The following is an 18,030-nucleotide window of genomic DNA, read 5'->3' as shown; positions in this document are numbered from 1 at the left end:
GAAACCCCTTTCTTTCAGTCATCGTTCAGTGTATCACGATTTTTTTAGTTTCGTCATCCTTCTGCAAGCGACAAAAAACGATCCGCCAAGGAAGAGGCGGATCGTTTTAATCGGGATCAAGATGACGGAACGATTTCGTCTGCGTGTGTTGATTCTTGTTCCGTCGAATGAATTCGACGCAATAAGTGTAATTTAAAGAGATACATGACGAGCAAGTGAACGTTCGCCTGCGTCACCTTATAGAGTATCCACGGTAAAGCAGGGACGAATTCATGAATGGCAATGATACATTCCTGTGTACCGGGAATTTGCCGAAATTCAATCCGACCCCGGCTATCTTCCTCGACTTTTGCGAATAGTCCGCCGGTAATCCGGTATGTCGCCATTTGTCGATCACGAACCGGTTCCTTCGTCAATTCAAGTAGGGGTTGTTCGTAAAATGGAATGTTTATTCCAACGACTTGATCTTTCATAGTTGATGATAGGAAAGGACGCGCAAACGAAGATAACCAATCCATGTAATCGTCAGCTGCCCAGTCGGCATCGCGATCCTTCGGCAAAAGAACACGTTGAACTGAACGAACGTCAAGGGCGTCTGGTGTTGAAGACGACGAGGAAGAAGAACCTTTTTTTTCTTCCTCCTCTTTTAGCGCATCACGGACCGATTGTTCGAATGTAATTTTTCCGTCACTGATCCCTGGAACCATTTTTTCTGGATCTGCAACCATCTCATGAACCATGCTTTCAACGAGTGGATAGACGGTTTCTTTTGGTTCTCCAGACACGAGCGTCACCCAAAGTCGAGATAATTTAACGGTCAATAAAGGAATATCGATGGTCGGTTGTCGTTTTCCCATGATGTCAGCAGTTCGAAGGATCATCTCTTTATAGGTCATCGCTTCCGGTCCACCGATATCGATTGCCCGGTCTTTAACATCATCGCGATCGACACTTTCACCAAGTGCATGAATGACATCCGGTAAAGCGACGGGGTGTGTCTTGTTACGTGTCCATCGTGGGAGTGCCATGACGGGGAGGCGTTTGACGAGCTTCGATAAGATTGGGAAAGATGAGCCTTTTGGACCGACAATCAATGCGGCACGGATCGTCGTCACCGGTGTGCCATAAGCACCAAGAACGCGTTCGACCTCGAGTCGGCTCTTTAAGTGACGCGATAGATTTTCTGTTTCCTCAGGAATGATACCACTTAAGTAAATGATTTGTCGGATACCATTTTCTTTTGCTGCACGGGCAAAGTTATCGGCTAACAATAAGTCCATGTTTTCAAACGATCCTTGTGTCAATTTAGCAGAAGGCATCATCGAATGAACGAGGTAGACAGCGATGTCCGCTCCTTTCATACCAGCAATCGTATCGTCTAGAGAAAAGAGATCGCACGATCGCCATTCGACACGTTCCTCATTGTCCTTATCATTGCCGTTTCGAGAAAGGGCAATGACGTCATATTTTTTCTTCAGTTCGTTCAGTAGATTGTGACCGATGTAACCGGTAGCTCCGGCTAAAGCTAGGCGCGTTGGCATGGATGTAAACTCCTCTCTTATATCTGTTGTAATGTACCCCCAATCGTGTCAGTTCAATCGCAAGAGGATACGCTGAGATGATTCAGTTGGATGGAATAGGGAATAAAAATATAAGGAAAAGAATCAACAGGAAGAATGAAAAACAAAGGAGGCTTCAACCATGCAGACGATACAATTCATGCAAGCGGAACATGAACGACGATTCGATCTGTTGTGGAGACGCTTAAAGCCGAAACAACGAGAAGATGCAGCGATGGTCTCGATGCTGTATCTCGCAACAGGACAGCCACAAGTGCTCGAACGATTCTCGGATTATTTCTTTCCGGATAGTGGTGAGTTTTTTGATCGTGAATTTCTGGCAGAACCCTATCCAAGTCCAGCGTTAGAAGCAATCATCCACTTGATCGTACAATTATATAATGGGCGAACGACGATAACGATCATCGAGTTGATTGAACGATTGGATGAACAACAGATGTCGCTTGTACTCGAATCGATTAAATTACGGGCTTACGGGTGTCACATGCTACAAAAAGTCGCGAAATCGTAATGGTACACGTATATGAATCCGATCGACGAAGAGATTTCCTGATTCGTCGGTCGGATTTTTTATGATGGAAGAAAAGTTGTAAGTTCAAGAATCGATGAGAAGATGTTCGTAAATCAGAGTTCAATAAAATAAATCGTCCTGAAAATAAAAGCTAAGTTTATTCACGAAGAACTAATTGAGGTGGGCGACGACTGGAAATAAGATGAAAGTATCAGTAAAAGGTGGTTTATCTATGGAAGGAGTGACATCATGCAGCTCAAAGAATCGATCTACTTTCACTCACCGATCTTCATCCAAAACTTGTTGACGACTTTACAAGGACGTCGCCTGTTCCACGAACGATATGGTCCAGCCTATCAACAACGCCTACAAGAACTGAAGCAGAAGTTAGGACGACCGAATGACATACGGGCGGAACAGTTGCATCGATTAAACGACTTCCTTTCTTTTTGCCAAATGCATAGTCCGTATTATCAGGAATTGTTTTCCTCTCTTGCGTTAGAGCTCCCTCTACGATCGATTGACGAACTAACACAAATTCCTCCTTTGACGAAAGAAATCTTACGACAACAAAATGAGGATGTCCATGCGCGCGTCCATGCTCCGATTCTCGGGAAAACGGGCGGTACGACCGGCAAATCGATTCAAGTCCATTACACGAAAGAAGACATGCAAATCCGCATGGCGCATCTCGACTTTTTCAAATGGACACATGGCGTCGATCAAGGGATGCGCCGCGCGAGTTTTACCGGTCAAACCCTTGCCTCGCCTCAACAAAAGGCACCGGTTTATTGGCGGACAAATAAAGTCATCAATCAAATGTTGTTCTCGATCAAAAACATCAATCCGAAAACCGCAGCCGCATATATTGAACAGCTCAATCGGTTTCAGCCGGAATCGATTGATGGTTTGCCTTCAGGAATGATCGAAGTTGCACGATATGCTAAAAAATATGGCATGACTTGCACATTTCGTCCAAAAGCGATTTTTCCGACGGCTGAGATGATGACGGCAGAAGAGCGAGCACTTGTCGAGGATGTTTTCCATGCGCCAATCTATGATCAGTATGCGTCTTCAGAAGGGGCTCCGATCGTCGCGGAATGTCCGTATGGCAAAAAACATTTACATTATGAGATGGGAATCATTGAACGCGATGAGGATGGCGAAATTCTCGTAACGAGTTTTGATACGCACGGGACACCTCTCGTCCGTTACCGTGTCGGCGATCGGATGACGCTCAGTCAGGAAACGTGTCCTTGTGGTCATCAAGGTCCGATCATCGCTTCGATCGACGGACGGGGGAGAAGCTTCATTCAACTCAGAAACGGTCACCGTGTCTTTGAAGGGGAACTCGCGGGAATCGTTCGGGCGTTCCCGAACTGTATCGAACGCGTACAATACATTCAAGAGACACGGGACGAGATTGTTTTATTGTATGTACCGGATGAACGATGCTTCGAGAAAGAACACGAGAAGAAACTCTTTTTTGTTCTAGACCGACTGTTTGACGGACAATTGAATGTCGTCATGCGCGCGGTACCGGAAATTCCGAAAGAAATCAGTGGAAAGACACTACTGATTAAACAACAGTATGCATGACACACGAAAAGGCGAGATCACCGATGATCTCGCCTTTTCATATGTCCTGAAACCATCAGTCGCGCGGACGCACCGGAATCCAGATGGCAGATTGATAATCGGCGGCAGACGGGTCGCCTGCCGAATAGACTTCGAGTTCAGCGTGAGGCAGAGGATCATATCCATGCGATGGGAGCCACTCTTGATAGATACGCTGCCACATCTCTTGAATGGCATGTGGCATTGGACCAACGACCGGAAACGTCGCCCAAAGACTCGCCGGAATCGTCATTGTTTCCTGACCGGGTAGGACTTCCGTTGTCGTCGTCGCGATCCAATAATCCATCGATGCTTCGGTGAAATTGGAGCAGACACCAATCACACCATCAATCTGACCGTCATTTTGTTTGAACAAGGTAGCACCTTGACCGGAATGATTCACATCATTCCAAAACAATGGAATCAGTTGCTGTTGGGCACCATCTTGCGTAGGGAAATGTTTTCGCCATCCTGAAATCTGTAAAGCAGGTCGTTCGATGAGTTGATAATCCATTTGATCCAGTCCCTTCAAGGTCACCTGAATGCTCAGGCGGTTATAGGCGTGAATCGGACGTCGCTCGCTTCGCATCAACGTCGGGGAACAACCATGCTGACGTTTGAAAGCTTTTGTGAAAGCTTCCGGTGTCTCATAACCAAAACGTAAGGCAAGATCGATGATTTTTTCGTCCGTCTGTGTCAATTGTTGCGCAGCAAGCGTCAGACGTCGCCCCCGGATGTATTCAGGTAAGGTCATCATCGCAAGTAAGGAAAACGTTCGTTGTAAAGGATATGCCTGTATCTGAGCAACATTTGTTAAAACGTTGAGATCAAGCGGTTCCTCTAAATGATCCTCGATATAATCGATGACGCGTTGAATGGATTCGAGCCACATCTTGTCACCTCCTTGTCTTTAGTATATTGGTGCAATGAGCAACTGACCTGTCCAAGGCAAACACAATTTGTCAGGGTTCACTCTTCGCTGATTTTGTCCTATTCCTGTCAGACATAGCAGGTATCGTAAAGTAACGAGGACATGGGTATCAAAGAGTAATCTACAATCGCTTTCCTCTATTTCCCTACCAGCTGTCCACCTTCTAATTATTTCTCATCATACCTCGTTTAAGCATATATTTTAAAATACACGCGTTATTAGTACTTCTAAAGGTGTACCACTTTAAGGGTATGTTAGATTACCTCAGTCATTCAAATTATTTTCGATATCTCTTCCCTTTTGTAAAAGCCATTTTTTATTTTCTTCGTCTTTTACGATGATGAAATCTTCTGTTCCTTTAACAGCATAGATGGTGGATCCGACTGAAAAGAGATTCGATTGACTGTTCGCTTGGGGCATTTCGTATGCTTTTGTTTTCTTTAGTATCGTACTAATTTTTTCTCCTTGTTGTTTAGATGCGTCCAATTCAGCTTCTGTTCCGTTATATTCTTTATTGTTCACAATGACGATCATGGCATAACTAGTTTCATCCTCTATACCGGTTTGGTTGCATCCGAATAAAAATCCAATGAACACAATGACGAATATCTTTTTCATCGGAACCTCCTTATATGAGTATTTGTTGAATGGTAACGTAAATTCATAATAGGTAAAGGTCGCTTCCTTTACCAAATATAAGGTAAAATCAGGAAAAGGAGGAATGTAGATGAAGCCCCAGATTTTACTGTTAGGCATGTTCCATCTTGATCGACCGGCAAATGGTGATCTGATTCGTCCAGTAATTTTTGATGTCGCATCAGAGAGACGGCAACAGGAAGTTAAGGAAGTCGTTGTTCGATTGAACAGATTTCAACCGACTTGCATTGCTCTTGAAACGTCACCTGAACGCATAAGTGACCTGCAACATACATATGATACCTATCAACACGAGAGTGATTTAACCGCTAATGAACGGCAACAAATCGGCTTTCGCCTAGCCCGGATGGCAGGATTAGCACAGTTGCATGGAATCGATTGGAACGAAATCGTACCAGGTGTACCGGATTTAGGAATAGTCCGTTCACATCATCCGGAAGCTTTCAAGACGATCGTCACTGCTGAGATGAAGCGGACTGAACAGTTAGAGAACGCGATGGAGCAGTTATCCTTTTCCGAATGGCTCGATCGATTGCACGCTGAAGAGACGATTGCAGCGTCCGCTAAGGTCTACGATCAAATCGAACAGCTGGAAAACGGGCGGATTTGGATCGAATGCTACTGGCATGCCCGTAATCAAAAGATTGCCGATCGTCTACTGCAACTTGCCCAGACGACCGAGCGAATCGTCTGTTTGTACGGTGCTGCGCATCTTCCGCTACTAAGACAATACTTAAATGAATCGAACCAAGTTGTAGTGATGACATGGAACGATTGGAACAAGTATAAGGAGTGTATGTAAATGCTATTTCACTACCATATTTGGACACCACATTTGGAGGAAACAGAAGCCTGGTACACGGCACGCGGGTTTCACGTTTCTCAGCGGATTGGGAAGAAAGACGGAGAATTTTCGTCGTTTAATCCACCTCTGTCATGGGATGATTTTCGAACGGATCAAATTTTATTCCGAATCATTGAAATGAAACGGGGAGGGGTCAATGTGACGATCGGATTCGGAAAAATAGTTCGCTTCGATCACATCGGATTTTTGATGCAGCCTGGTGACTTACAAATGATCCTTGACCGTGCAGAAACACTTTCGTTTACAGTCCAACCGAATGAGCGTCGGACGTTCTTGCAGACACCATACGGATTACGGATTGAACTGCAAATCCATGAAGATGCGATTGCGGATACGGATGGAACGACACTTGAGCGTCTGATCCTAGCGACGCCGCGCGAAGGATTAGAGGCGGATTTAGCGAAACTGTTCGATCAACCGGTTCCGCAAATCCAAACCGTCCGCGGGGAGAAGACCGTCTTGCAAGAAGCAGTCCTTTCCGACGTATCGCTAGCAGGCACGGATCCGAACGGTGTTCAGCTCGTCTGCTCATAATCAACGAAGACTTTGATCGGGAGATCGGTCGATGCCATTAAGGCAGCGAAGCAGTTGGCGAGCTCCGAAAACGAAGTTTCCTGTTCGAACAAATTGGGTAATGTTGCGTGGCGATCGTTGGAAAAAAGCCAGTCTGCGTGCTGCCGGTAGTTCCAACCGTCACTCGATGCAATGATCTGAAGTTCCTTTGCGTGAAACGCGGGCGTCAACGTCAAAGATTCACGGTTGCCGTCCGATAAGACGCAGATTGCACCATTAGGACGGACAGCGGATTGAAGTTCGGCAAAGGCCGCTTGACGTCCGGAACATTCGATGGCGGCGTCATACGTGTCTGAATCCGGCGTGACGACACGTGCACCGAATTGACGTGCTAATTCAGCTCGGGAGGCGAGCGGCTCGATGATATCTATCTGGCGAACGTTAACGTAATGCCGTAAGTAATGTACCGTCAGCAAACCGATCGTACCCATTCCAGAAACTAAGACTCTCGCGTCGGGCGTCAATGTCAGTTTTCGGACGCCTTTTGCCGCGTCACAAGATAGAATCAGTAGCAAGGCTTCACGTGGTGAGACATAAGCAGGAACCAAAATGACCTTCGACTCAGGTACGACCGCTTGATCTTGATGACCATAGAAGCCGACGACCCGATCACCGGGTTTGACGGTTTGGACCGCTTCACCAACAGCAAGCACCTTACCGTAACTTTCATATCCGGTCTCTAGCGGATAGCCATAATCGGTTTCAGTCATATCTTGTTCCAGCCATTGAGGAAGTTCAGCACCGATACTGATGGAACCGGCAAGGGTGCGAACGTGGACGTCATGGATGCCGAGCAGCGGTAGGTTCCGAACGAGATAACCAGGCTTCTTCAGCTCAATGAGACAGCAGGTCGTTGTAGTGTTCAAAATGCAAACCCCATTTCAATAAAGAATCAAATATGTATAAGCATACCTCAATTTACTTGTAAAATATAACAATTCGAAACTAGAAATGATGTAGAATAAGAAAGAAAAGGAGGGGATCGATTGGAACCATTATTGATTTTGGCTTTGCTCGTGTTCGCATTCTTGACGTTTCGGTACAGTAAAATCCTTGTCCGAAAAGATATCTCTACCGCAAACAAACGACTCGCGATCGTCTTTTATTTGATTGCTGTCAGTGCACTCGGCGCTGTCGTCTATTTTAACGTATAAGGAGGATCATCCATGCACTCAACAACAAAACGACGAATCGGTGCGTATATCATCAACCAGGCTGTCTATCTCGGACTTTCCGTCGTCATCGAAAAAACGGTATTACGACGTGTGAAGTCAGAAGTCGTTCACGCCGTCGTGACACAACCGACGATCAGTTTTCTAGGAGAAGTCGCGCAATTAAAACTGTTGAATGGAAAAACGATTGGTGGTCAGGTCTGTGGTATTCAGGTCGAGAGCGAGAACGGATTGCCGTTGACGACGAAACAAATCGTCCGTCGAACAGTTTATCGCGATACGGTCTCGTTGTTTAAGATTCGACCGTACTGGAAACCGTTTCTCGAGAACGGACAACGATTACCGGAAGATGACTTTGCGAGAACGATCGTCCGCTTGAACCAGGAGAAGCTAAAAAATGAAGCTTGATTTTCATGTCCATAGCGTCCGCTCCTCTCACCCAACAGGAGCCATTCTACTCTATCATGGTTGGGGCGGTACGGCTGTTTCTTATCTAGAGTTTGCACGACAATTATCTGAAGAAGGGTTCGATGTCTTTATCCCGGAACTTATTCGACACGATCAACGTGAACCGTTTGATCATCCGTTTGATCCAGAAGTATCGACGACCTATTTTTGGACGGTCGTTGAACAATCGATCAAGGAAGCGACAGCTATCATCGAACAATCAGGCTGGCATGTTTCAGATGTGATCGCGATCGGCGTCTCGATGGGTGGGTTCATTGCCCACGGAATCATGGCGCGTTTGCCGATTAAAGCGCTCGTTGCGATCAATGGGGGCGGCGCCTTTCTTGAAGCGGAGCATCAATTCCGCACGCGCGACGGACGACCTGCTATCAAAGAAACAGATGTACCATGGAAGATCGATCCGATCGATGTGATGGATGAGCGTCCGCGCTTGCTCCTGCACGGGGATGCTGATGACATTATTCCACTATCAATCCAGCAGTACTATCACGTAACAGCAGTTCAAGCAGGTATGACGCAAACGACTGAATTATGTGTTTTTCCGGGTGTGAATCATACTGTGACGGAGGCGATGATCGAACAACTGATTGTCTGGGTGAAGCAAGTTAAACTTCAAGGGGCGACAGATGGACTATATACGTTTTCTCCGCAGTAAGATCGGTCAGGAAAAAGTGATGTTGAACTTTGCAGGTGGCATTGTCTTCGACGAAGAGGGACGCATTCTTCTACAAAAACGGCGGCAGCAACAAGCGTGGGGCTTTCCCGGCGGCGCACTGGAACTCGGAGAGTCGATTGTCGAAGCAGCCAAGCGTGAGATTTTCGAAGAGACCGGTTTTCATGTCAGGATCGAACGTTTGAGTGGTGTTTATTCGCAGTACGAAGAGATTTATCCGAATGGGGATGTCGCCCAACTAATCGTTCATTTTTTTGTTTGCCAAGTCAATGGAGGACAGTTAACGATCGACTCCAATGAATCATTGGACATTGCCTTTTTTGAAAGAGACCAGATGCCAGAACTCTATAGCGACTTGCATCAAGTCGCCTGGAACGATTTTTTGACGGAAATGGGTCCGGTCTTTCGATAATGAAAAACATCCTTCTGATTTTGACGTCAGAGGGATGTTTTTGCATGCTACACGTTTAGCGTTCGAATCCGCCTTCGGAATGAATGACTTGTCCGGTCACCCAGCCACCGTCTGGACTAACGAGGAATTGAATCAATCGTGCAACGTCTTCCGGCGCACCGATTCGACCGAATGGAAAACTAGGTTTAAGCGCTGTCCGTGTTGCTTCATCCATCCAAGTCGAGTCAGTCGGACCCGGATTGATGGCATTAACGGTGATACCAAGCGGTGCTACGGCTGCCGCATACGTCTTCGTAAATGTTGACAATGCACCTTTCGTCGTAGCGTACGCAATCTCGTCAGGCATTGGACCGAGATCTTGTCCGGACGTCAATTGGATGATACGACCGGAAGTTAGATGTGCTTCAGCAAATCGCTTTGTAAAACGTGTCGCGAGTAATAGCGGTGCCCGGAGATTAACGGCATAGTGTTGGTCGAGGCTTGCTGCATCGAGCGTTTGCCAATCTGTCATTGTCGAATGAGCAGCGTTATTGATCAGGATGCTTGGTGCTCCAACATCTTCTATGCGTGCGAATAACTTGTCAGCAGCATCTGATTGACTTAAATCAAGTTCAATCGCAAGGACTCGGGCACCTTGATTTTCGAGTTCGGTTGTAAAACTATCCGCCCAATCCGCTGTTGCTTTAAAATAAGTAAAGACCAGGTCATGTCCGGAAGAGACAAGTTGGCGGCAGATTGCAGCTCCGATGTCGCGTGTCTGACTGGCACCGGTCACGATGGCAATCGATCGTTTTGTCATATATATGCTCCTTTTAAGTAGATGGATTTGTAAAAACCAAATGTTTACAGAATCAGTATAACGGAATGAAGAGAAGAAGAGAAAGCGTTATCATGATTTAACATACTAAATAATTGCATGTTTATACCTAAAGTGTGGTAAAGGAAAAGTGTACAAAATCATTCGTTAAACAGGTAGGGAAGGGTGAATCAATCATGAAAGCAATCGTATTATTCGATGGAGAATGCAATCTCTGTGACGCGAGCGTCCAGTTCATCTTAAAACGAGACCAGGGGTACCATGATTTTGCATCGTTACAAGGGGAGACAGGGCAAGAACTCGTAAGGCGCCACCATCTCCCGGAAACGATTGACAGTGTCGTTGTAATTGACCGGGGTATACCGTATATCAAATCGGATGCTGCGTTACGGATTGCCAGTCATTTAGGAGATGGATGGCGTCTGTTGAGAGTGCTTCGCATTGTTCCGCGTTCACTCCGGGATCGCGTCTATGATTTCGTTGCAAACAATCGTCATCGTTGGTTTGGACAAAAGCAGCAGTGTGCACTGCCGTCTCCGGAGACACGTGCTCGATTTCACGATTAAATATGAAAAACCGCGACGAATCGGTCGCGGTTTTCTTCTGTTCATTAGTTGGTCACATGCAACCAGTTACAACTTGGCAACGGATTGCCGAGGAAACTTAAACCTAAATCATGGGCTTGGTGGATTGTTTCAAAACAATCGTCTCCTTCATCCAGATATACTTCATGGTGCGGTGATTGGAGATGTGTTCCTGCGATACGCCAAAGATTTGCATGATGCGCTACCTTGATTTCGTAGTCGATATTAGGTGAGACGACGAGCGGATTGCCGACAGAGTGGTGGAGCGTATATCGTGCTTTTGATTGATCTGATAAATAGACCCGCTGAGTCGACGCTACATCTTCTCGATATAACTGATGACGAGCATCAAAAGATCGGGTAGGGTTTGCTTGTTTTGATAGTTGATGAGTGGTTTCACCATCAAATGTCAGGACTTCTGTAAAGGTGCGATACTCTTTTGAAAAAGGCGAATATTGTCGCGCATCGCCTTCGAAATAACGATGCGGAGAAAACGGATTCGGGTTCATGAGAATTGGAGGAGCAATGAACGTCAGTACACGCAATCGGTAAGAAGAAACCTTCTTATGTGAAGCGGATAGCGGGTACAAAGAAAAATAGAGCACGAATTGTTCAAATTCTCGTTCACGGTCTTGTTCCTGTTTTATCTGATTCGTAACGCGGGCGAACGTCTCGATCATCCGTGCGAACGGCATCGATTTTCTTGAAATTGGACGGAGCACCCGGATTTCAAAACGTGTAAATTGTTCAGGGTTAATCGTTCCTTTCCATTCGGGTGACGCAGTTTGACCTAATCGATGCCCATCTTGAAATACCGTATAATGCGATACCTCTGGGATTTCACCCCACAACAGTCGGACAGCATGATCTTGTTGGATCAGGACAGTCATTTTTCGGTTCCAGAACAAATCATCTGTACTTGAAACAAGAGCGGTGACGATACGTGTCTTCGAATCTGAATCGATCAGTTCGAATGACAAAGGCTCAAATAAGGGAAGTGTCTCCGTTTGATAGCTATTCGAGTTCTGAATGAAACACGGTCTACTATTTAATAAGAGACGGACGTTACTTGTCCCTTCCCAGGTGAGACAAACAGTTTCTCCACTTTGTTTGATTTGAATATGATTGATGTCAATCATGAGACTGATCGCTCCTTACACGAATTCTGAAAGAAAACCCCTTCCACTTCAAAATCAGAAGGGAAGGGGGAACGTCATAGTAAGCCTTTAGCGACTTCTAGTTTTTCTTGATCGTGTTTTAATTGTTTTTTCAAGTCATGCGCGTGATACATCTCATGATCGATCATGTATCCGGCGATCGCTGCGTGAGTCTGAATGGCTTTGTTCAGCTGTTCAGTCAAGACTTTTCGAACGTCAGGAGAAGCCGTTTCCGTAATTGCAACAGCATAAGCGCGGACAAGTGATTTGCTGCTGATCAAGAAGTCTGTCGCAATCAACTCGTCGCGTTTTTTACTGGGACGGCTAATGAATTTCGAGTGTTTCATGGATTGCGAGTGGTGATTTAGCCATCGATCTCACTCCTTATCATGTAACATACGTTTGACAGTATCTTTGACGTTTTGCATTCCTGTTTTTTCTGCTAGGTCGTGGTGAAGTTTGTGTGCCGGTACCTTCATGTTCGGAATATTTCCTTGCGGTGCAGGATTTTCTAGATGAACGAATTCACCGGTTCCATCCTGCGCTTCCCCTTGAGCCCAGCGACCTTCTTTTGAAGCTGTGCCTTCCGATAGGTCCCAGAACTCATAAGCATGCGGTTGCGCTTCCATCTCATCTTCCGGTGCGAAAGTAGCAGGCACGACAACTCCATTTTTCGTCTCCAGTTCTTCGATCGCAGCCATCCATTGATACTGATGATACCGGTCGCGAGCGAGCATCTTACGGAAGGTAGCACGAACGCCTTCATCCGTCGTCATATGATAGAGGCGAGCGACCTGAAGACGACCTTGTGATTCAGCATGTAAATTCGAACGCATGTCTGCCAACAAGTTACCGCTCGCGACGATATAAGATCCGTTCCACGGAATGCCGTTGGCGTTCGATGGCAGTCCACCGAGACCGCTGACAAGAAGATGCTGTGGATTCATACCCCCGAGAATTGCTGCCGTCGCTGGATCTTTGGCAGCTTCTGCCTGATCATCCGGTGACGCCCCGTCGAGCAATTGAGAAATGAGGGAACACAGCATTTCAACGTGCCCGATTTCTTCCGTCCCGATATCCATCAGCATATCCTTGTACTTNNCTTTTCTTCACCACGGCAATTGAAGCCTTGGAAAAGATATTGCATCATGACCGTCATCTCACCAAATTGTCCACCGAGTACCTCTTGCACGGCCCGAGCAAGCTTTGGATCGGGTCGATCAACCTTGACTTCGAATTGTAATTCTTTTTGATGGCGAAACATGAAAAGAACCCCCTTTAAGTTTTAAACATATGCGATTTACACATGTTATATACCTTAATCAGTTTCTTTCAAACCTGTTTTACCTTATTTTTCGATAGGTTGAAGTGAACGTTTAATCAAAGAATGACTTTTAGGATCATTGATCCATTCAGTGATGTTGTTAAAGATGAAGGATGTCTCGTTCAAGATGGACCGTCGCCACTGTTTATTTTTAGGGATGTAAAGTGCATCGAATCGCTCTCTAATCCGTCGAGGGGCAACTGCTNNGACGATTTTCATCAATCGTTGCTTTTAACGTTCGGAGTAGGGCAAAAGGATGCTTTCCAAGCGTTCCACACTCTAATGTTAAACCTAAAAAACCGATGTGTCGCTTTTTTGTTTCTTCATACAGATAGTTTAACCATTCTCCTTCAATTGCATAAAACTGTTGATCTCGTGGTTGATCGACGATCGGATAACGTGTGTATACTTCTACCTCCCTAGCGTGTCGTGGATCTTCCGACGACATGACGAGTTGGACTTGACCCGCTGGTCCATACCCCGTATGGCAGTCGAGCATCACGACATGTTGGTAAGCAGATAGTGTATCGACGAGCCGACTTAACACATCGGAGAAGTAAGCGTCTTGCGTATGTCCACCATAATAGAATCCGGTCGGATGCTTGAATTGTCCAAGTGTCGCAGCCTTTAAAAAAGCGTGTGGACCTAGACGAAGCAAGTCGTATAAGACATGCAGTGTAAACGGTATGTAATCCAGACGCCGTCCTGAACCTGACCTTTTTATAAACAAAGATTGCAACTCATCAAAACCCGGATTGCGTAAATCTGCCTTTGAAAAATCGTGAATCGCGTTTCGATTTAAATTGAGGTTATGCTGTGTTTCTTTTCGATGATGTTTCATCCCATATGCATTAATACCATGGATCAGCAAAATATCGACTTCTCCCGTATTTACCTGTTTCATATGGTCTGATAAAAACTGGAGCTGCATGGCACTCCCTGCGTACCCTTCGATTCCATGTAATCCACTGGTTAAGATCAGTAATGTTGAATTATTACCGGACTGGCCGTGCCACCAATCGGAATAGAGTGACGCTTGTTGTTCCAGTGAATCATGCGTTAGCTTCGGATAATGCTGAGAAAGAATGCACTGTGCAGTCTCATTGAAACGTTCGCGTGCTGATTCATACGTTCCAGAAAAATAATGAAGCATGGTTATTCCTCCTTATTCATCAAGCATGAACTCGAGGAGCAATCCAGTGATAATGTCGAACTGAGAATTTCTAAGGCATGATCTTTTGCGACAGCGGTTTCTGCTGCCGTACAGTCTGCAGGGACATGAATGGCATATTCCCGCATATAGGCGTCATTTGCTGTAAATAAGATACACATGTCGGTCGTTAGACCGGTGATGATAAGACGCGAGACATCCAAATGCTTCAATAAAATATCGAGCTGAGTACCGAAAAAACCTGAGTGCTTGGGCTTGATGATGAAGTAATCATCCTCTTCTGGATGGAGTGCTTCGATGAGTACATCCCCAAGACCCCCGCGGCACTCATCAATGATTTGATTGACATTTTCCTGCCACAGACCAAAATTGTCATTGACGTAAATCACGGGAATATTTTGACGTTTACAATGTTGTTTTAATTTTGTGAGTGGTGAGAGGATAGGGAGCGTTTGTTGCATTAACTGCTCAGCTCCTTCAAAATCCATCTTATTAATGACGTCAATGATCAACAATGCTGTATTTTCTTGAACAGTCATGGTGGACTCCTCTCATAAAAAAGTAATCAAATAATGATAAGGCGAATAGAGTTGGGCTTTAGAGATAAAAATCTCGGAAGGGGAGGCTGATTCACGGGCTCCCCGGACATCAATTAAACAGCGATAAATAAGTGATTCCAATTCAGCGATGAAATCAGAGTATTGATACAAAGCATCATTCAATCGTCTTTTGCGGTGATCCTCCATCAAGACGATGCAGGGGTTGGTTTCTTTCAGTGCCATTGCACTGAAGACAGTTTTATGCTGTTTAAAATCTTGATTTAAACAGTGAACGATTTGATTTAAATCAGCTTCCACGTTCTTCACTTCCTAGTTGTAGATTATTCATACTGTTATTGTACATGTTATTGGTTGTGTTCCACTCTTCATCACGAGGTAAACGGATAAAAAAGTCAGATCCTTTTCCGATTTCTGAATGAACGGTGATTCTCCCACCATGCGCTTCGATGATTTCCTTACAAATCGGTAAACCGAGACCTGTTCCTTGAACTTGGAGGTGGTCTGCTTGTTCGACACGGTAATACGGATCAAAGAGGTAGGGAAGATCTTGTTTTGGGATACCATATCCGTCGTCGCTAATGGTGATGACGATTTCAGCTTCACAGCACGCTAACGAGATTTGGATATTTGAATCAACGGGAGAGTATTTTATCGCATTATTCAAGATGTTTAATAAGACCCTCCGGATTTTTTCTTGGTCAGCCGTAATCAGGCAAGGACCGTCAGTTTGGATTTGTAAATGATGCGTCGATGTCGCAACGTTCAACCACTCTGTTAACTCGATGAGCATATGTTCGATGCAAAATGATTCTAACTGATAGGATTCTTTTTGATGACTAAGTCGCTGATAATCTAGGAATTCGGTTAACAGTTGACTGAGTCGCTGTGTCTCACTCCGCATGGTTTCTAAATATTTTCGCTGTTTTGAAGGAGATAACGACCGGTGTAACATTAATTCACTGAACCCTTCGATGGATGCAAGTGGCGTTCGAAGCTCATGTGATAAAACCGAAATGAAGTTTTGCTCCTTTTTAGCATGGTTGACTTCAACTGTGCGTTCACGAAAAACAAATAGAATACCTTGACGTTCGGGTAAAAATTCTGTGTAAAGTCGTAAATGACGATCGTCTGGCATTGAAAAATCCTGAGCTGGAATAACTGATGCGTGGTCAAAGCCTGCTTTGATTTGTTCGACATATGCATATAACGCCTCTGTTTCGAGAATCAACGGTTCGAAGGCTTCGATGACGAATGCTAAGTTTTCAGATTGGTTTTCAGAAGGTGACCAGTTCGGAAATAATTGATGAAACACGCGATTCGTAAAGATATTCGTATTCGTCACATCGACGAATAAGATAGCTTCTCGTAAACCATTTAAAATGCGCTGAATCAATTGATGGTGTTCTTTTATACGGATGTCATCAAGCAATCGCATCAACCCGATATTTAATAAATGAGTCGTTTTCTGAAGTGCGACAGTCTCAGTAAAACGATGATGAAATTGTAACGTCAATGAACCAATGAATTTTGACGGACTGTGTAAAGGGAGAGCACATAACGTCAACTGCTCCTTCTCGATTAGATGGATGGATGTATCTAGCTCGGTCTTCGCTTCTAACTCCAACCGTTCTTTGTCATAAATTGGTTCGTCTGATAGTGCGATATGGACAGGTTCAAAATTCTCCGACTGCGGTGAAAAATAGATATGAGCCGCCCGAAAATGACTACCGATTACTTGTAGCCAGGTGTGAAGACCTGAAGTAGATTGATGACGCAAAATTTGAGTGGCTAACTGATTTTGAAATTGAAGTTGTCGCTCGATTGTTTTTTGTTGGTGTAAAGACTCTTGAAGTTGTAAATTAGCAACTTGTGTTTGCTGGTGTTCAAATGCGAGCAACGTCGTCATTTGTTGCATCGATCGCCCAAGTGTACCAATCTCATCGGAACGGTTCTGAAAATCATTCTGTTCCAATCGATCAGGCTGTTTCGTTTGATCGACGAGATCGAGTAAATCTGTTCGAAAAGACCGCACAAGTCTTAAAATCAAGTAACTGAGAAGACAAAAAGCGATGATCATCACACCAAAGGCGTAGCGTAATACTTCAGCGGTTCTTTGTTGTAGCGACTGCTGTGCGTTTTTCTCTTCATTATGAATCATTCGAAAGTAGTCGTTAACGACGAAGTCAGACTGCTGAACCAGCTTTTGATTATCCGTACGTATTTGCAAAGTGACTTCCTGTTCCAAAAATCTTGAAAATTGAACGAGTTGATGCGCAAATCGTTCGTCTGATGGATCTGAATAACGTTGACTGAACGATTCAACGTTTTTTTGTAAACGTTTCAATCTTTTATTGATTTGCTTCAGATCATCTTGATCATTAAAGTCAATTTGTTGGACTTGGAGATTGACTTGTTGTGCTTCATTCCAAAGCGTGCGAGCTTGCGTTTTTTGTAATGTGATCTTCTGTGATGAAGTTCGGTGTTGCTCTAGCTCTTTTTGAGCAATGTAAAATGTTAAGACGCTGATGCTTGCAAAAATTAAGAAATTCGAAAACAATAAAATATAAAACCGATGGAACATACTTGATGACAGCCAATTCATGACAAGACCTCTTTCTAAAAAATATATAAATAAACTTTAAACGTACATGTTTAAAAGAATCTTATCATAGACTTGAAATAACTAAATAATTTGCTTCATCAAATTAAAATATCATTTTACTTTTTCCGAGAAATGCCTAGATTTTGACACTTCATATCCTTTAAGATAAACGATATACATATGTGCAAAACCACTATAAACGACACTTTAAGCCATACTATTGATTGTGAAAATGAGTGAGCTTCTGTACTATGTCTATATAAAGGAAAGAAAAAGAAGGTGAAATGGATGAAGATGACTCGCTCTACGGACTATGCCATTCGTGTGCTTATTTTCGCAGCGTCGCATCCGACTCG

Annotated in this window: 20 protein-coding genes and 1 pseudogene; 9 read left to right on the top strand and 12 right to left on the bottom strand. The window is 44.6% G+C overall.

Going from position 1 to position 18,030, the window contains the following annotated elements; translation table 11 throughout:
* Positions 1-116: 116 nt before the first annotated feature.
* Positions 117-1,541, bottom strand: a complete 1,425-nt coding sequence (locus B2751_RS07615; protein ID WP_290774032.1) for an NAD(P)H-binding protein — start codon at positions 1,539-1,541, stop codon at positions 117-119.
* Positions 1,542-1,701: 160 nt separating this feature from the next.
* Here B2751_RS07615 and B2751_RS07610 point away from each other — a divergent pair, with 160 nt between their 5' ends.
* Both B2751_RS07610 and B2751_RS07605 read left to right on the top strand, forming a co-directional pair.
* A complete protein-coding gene (locus tag B2751_RS07610) occupies positions 1,702-2,091 on the top strand; it encodes a hypothetical protein (protein ID WP_290774029.1) in 390 nt (129 codons plus the stop codon).
* A gap of 249 nt (positions 2,092-2,340) precedes the next feature.
* On the top strand, positions 2,341-3,690 hold the full coding sequence (locus B2751_RS07605) for a phenylacetate--CoA ligase family protein (protein WP_290774026.1): 1,350 nt from the start codon (positions 2,341-2,343) through the stop codon (positions 3,688-3,690).
* A gap of 55 nt (positions 3,691-3,745) precedes the next feature.
* Here the strand turns inward: B2751_RS07605 and B2751_RS07600 are convergent, their stop codons facing one another.
* Complete coding sequence (locus tag B2751_RS07600) at positions 3,746-4,600, bottom strand: AraC family transcriptional regulator (protein WP_290774023.1); 855 nt, start codon at positions 4,598-4,600, stop codon at positions 3,746-3,748.
* Between the two features lie 303 nt (positions 4,601-4,903).
* A complete protein-coding gene (locus tag B2751_RS07595; RefSeq protein ID WP_290774020.1) occupies positions 4,904-5,257 on the bottom strand; it encodes a hypothetical protein in 354 nt (117 codons plus the stop codon).
* Between the two features lie 109 nt (positions 5,258-5,366).
* Between B2751_RS07595 and B2751_RS07590 the strand changes: the two genes are divergently transcribed.
* Together B2751_RS07590 and B2751_RS07585 are read left to right on the top strand one after the other, a co-directional pair.
* The gene (locus B2751_RS07590; protein ID WP_290774017.1) at positions 5,367-6,098 is read left to right on the top strand and encodes a DUF5694 domain-containing protein; all 732 of its coding nucleotides are present in this window, start codon (positions 5,367-5,369) and stop codon (positions 6,096-6,098) included.
* Complete coding sequence (locus B2751_RS07585) at positions 6,099-6,695, top strand: hypothetical protein (protein WP_290774014.1); 597 nt, start codon at positions 6,099-6,101, stop codon at positions 6,693-6,695. It abuts the gene before it with no gap.
* Here the strand turns inward: B2751_RS07585 and B2751_RS07580 are convergent.
* Positions 6,677-7,600 (bottom strand): zinc-dependent alcohol dehydrogenase, encoded by a 924-nt coding sequence (locus B2751_RS07580; RefSeq protein ID WP_290774011.1) that lies wholly within the window; start codon positions 7,598-7,600, stop codon positions 6,677-6,679. The two genes, B2751_RS07585 and B2751_RS07580, sit on opposite strands and share 19 nt — an antisense overlap.
* Before the next feature lie 120 nt (positions 7,601-7,720).
* On the opposite strand from B2751_RS07580, the gene B2751_RS07575 reads away from it, so the two are divergent.
* The 4 genes from B2751_RS07575 to B2751_RS07560 are packed head-to-tail and all read left to right on the top strand — an operon-like array spanning position 7,721 to position 9,459.
* A complete protein-coding gene (locus B2751_RS07575; protein WP_156358986.1) occupies positions 7,721-7,888 on the top strand; it encodes a hypothetical protein in 168 nt (55 codons plus the stop codon).
* 12 nt (positions 7,889-7,900) lie between these two features.
* Positions 7,901-8,314 carry an RDD family protein gene (locus B2751_RS07570; protein ID WP_290774008.1) on the top strand — a complete coding sequence of 138 codons (414 nt, stop codon included), beginning with the start codon at positions 7,901-7,903 and terminating at the stop codon, positions 8,312-8,314.
* Positions 8,304-9,029 carry an alpha/beta fold hydrolase gene (locus tag B2751_RS07565; protein ID WP_290774005.1) on the top strand — a complete coding sequence of 242 codons (726 nt, stop codon included), beginning with the start codon at positions 8,304-8,306 and terminating at the stop codon, positions 9,027-9,029. Before B2751_RS07570 ends, B2751_RS07565 begins: the two co-directional genes overlap by 11 nt.
* The gene (locus B2751_RS07560) at positions 9,001-9,459 is read left to right on the top strand and encodes an NUDIX hydrolase (protein WP_290774003.1); all 459 of its coding nucleotides are present in this window, start codon (positions 9,001-9,003) and stop codon (positions 9,457-9,459) included. Before B2751_RS07565 ends, B2751_RS07560 begins: the two co-directional genes overlap by 29 nt.
* Before the next feature lie 55 nt (positions 9,460-9,514).
* On the opposite strand, the gene B2751_RS07555 is transcribed toward B2751_RS07560, so the two are convergent.
* Positions 9,515-10,264, bottom strand: a complete 750-nt coding sequence (locus B2751_RS07555) for an SDR family oxidoreductase (protein ID WP_290774071.1) — start codon at positions 10,262-10,264, stop codon at positions 9,515-9,517.
* Between the two features lie 188 nt (positions 10,265-10,452).
* On the opposite strand from B2751_RS07555, the gene B2751_RS07550 reads away from it, so the two are divergent.
* The gene (locus tag B2751_RS07550; RefSeq protein WP_290774000.1) at positions 10,453-10,842 is read left to right on the top strand and encodes a thiol-disulfide oxidoreductase DCC family protein; all 390 of its coding nucleotides are present in this window, start codon (positions 10,453-10,455) and stop codon (positions 10,840-10,842) included.
* A 44-nt stretch (positions 10,843-10,886) separates the two neighbouring features.
* Here B2751_RS07550 and B2751_RS07545 read toward each other — a convergent pair whose 3' ends face one another.
* From B2751_RS07545 to B2751_RS07515, 7 genes and pseudogenes are all read right to left on the bottom strand, one after another.
* Positions 10,887-11,999, bottom strand: a complete 1,113-nt coding sequence (locus B2751_RS07545) for a hypothetical protein (protein WP_290773997.1) — start codon at positions 11,997-11,999, stop codon at positions 10,887-10,889.
* Between the two features lie 74 nt (positions 12,000-12,073).
* Entirely contained in the window at positions 12,074-12,364 is a 291-nt protein-coding gene (locus tag B2751_RS07540) for a spore coat protein (protein ID WP_290773994.1), read from the bottom strand.
* Between the two features lie 30 nt (positions 12,365-12,394).
* Positions 12,395-13,281, bottom strand: a pseudogene (locus B2751_RS07535) (manganese catalase family protein).
* Positions 13,282-13,522: 241 nt separating this feature from the next.
* Positions 13,523-14,494: a M14 family metallopeptidase gene (locus tag B2751_RS07530; RefSeq protein ID WP_290773991.1), complete on the bottom strand. Its 972-nt coding sequence runs from the start codon at positions 14,492-14,494 to the stop codon at positions 13,523-13,525.
* A gap of 2 nt (positions 14,495-14,496) precedes the next feature.
* The gene (locus B2751_RS07525) at positions 14,497-15,051 is read right to left on the bottom strand and encodes a cysteine hydrolase family protein (protein ID WP_035407544.1); all 555 of its coding nucleotides are present in this window, start codon (positions 15,049-15,051) and stop codon (positions 14,497-14,499) included.
* Between the two features lie 12 nt (positions 15,052-15,063).
* Positions 15,064-15,369, bottom strand: coding sequence for a hypothetical protein (locus B2751_RS07520; protein WP_035407545.1), 306 nt, complete (start codon positions 15,367-15,369; stop codon positions 15,064-15,066).
* Positions 15,359-17,674 carry a sensor histidine kinase gene (locus B2751_RS07515; protein WP_290758864.1) on the bottom strand — a complete coding sequence of 772 codons (2,316 nt, stop codon included), beginning with the start codon at positions 17,672-17,674 and terminating at the stop codon, positions 15,359-15,361. Before B2751_RS07515 ends, B2751_RS07520 begins: the two co-directional genes overlap by 11 nt.
* Between the last annotated feature and the right edge of the window lie 356 nt (positions 17,675-18,030).

The organism is Exiguobacterium sp. UBA6282, from assembly GCF_002440475.1.
Lineage (GTDB): Bacteria > Bacillota > Bacilli > Exiguobacteriales > Exiguobacteriaceae > Exiguobacterium_A.
This window is presented reverse-complemented; position numbering and strand designations above follow the sequence as displayed.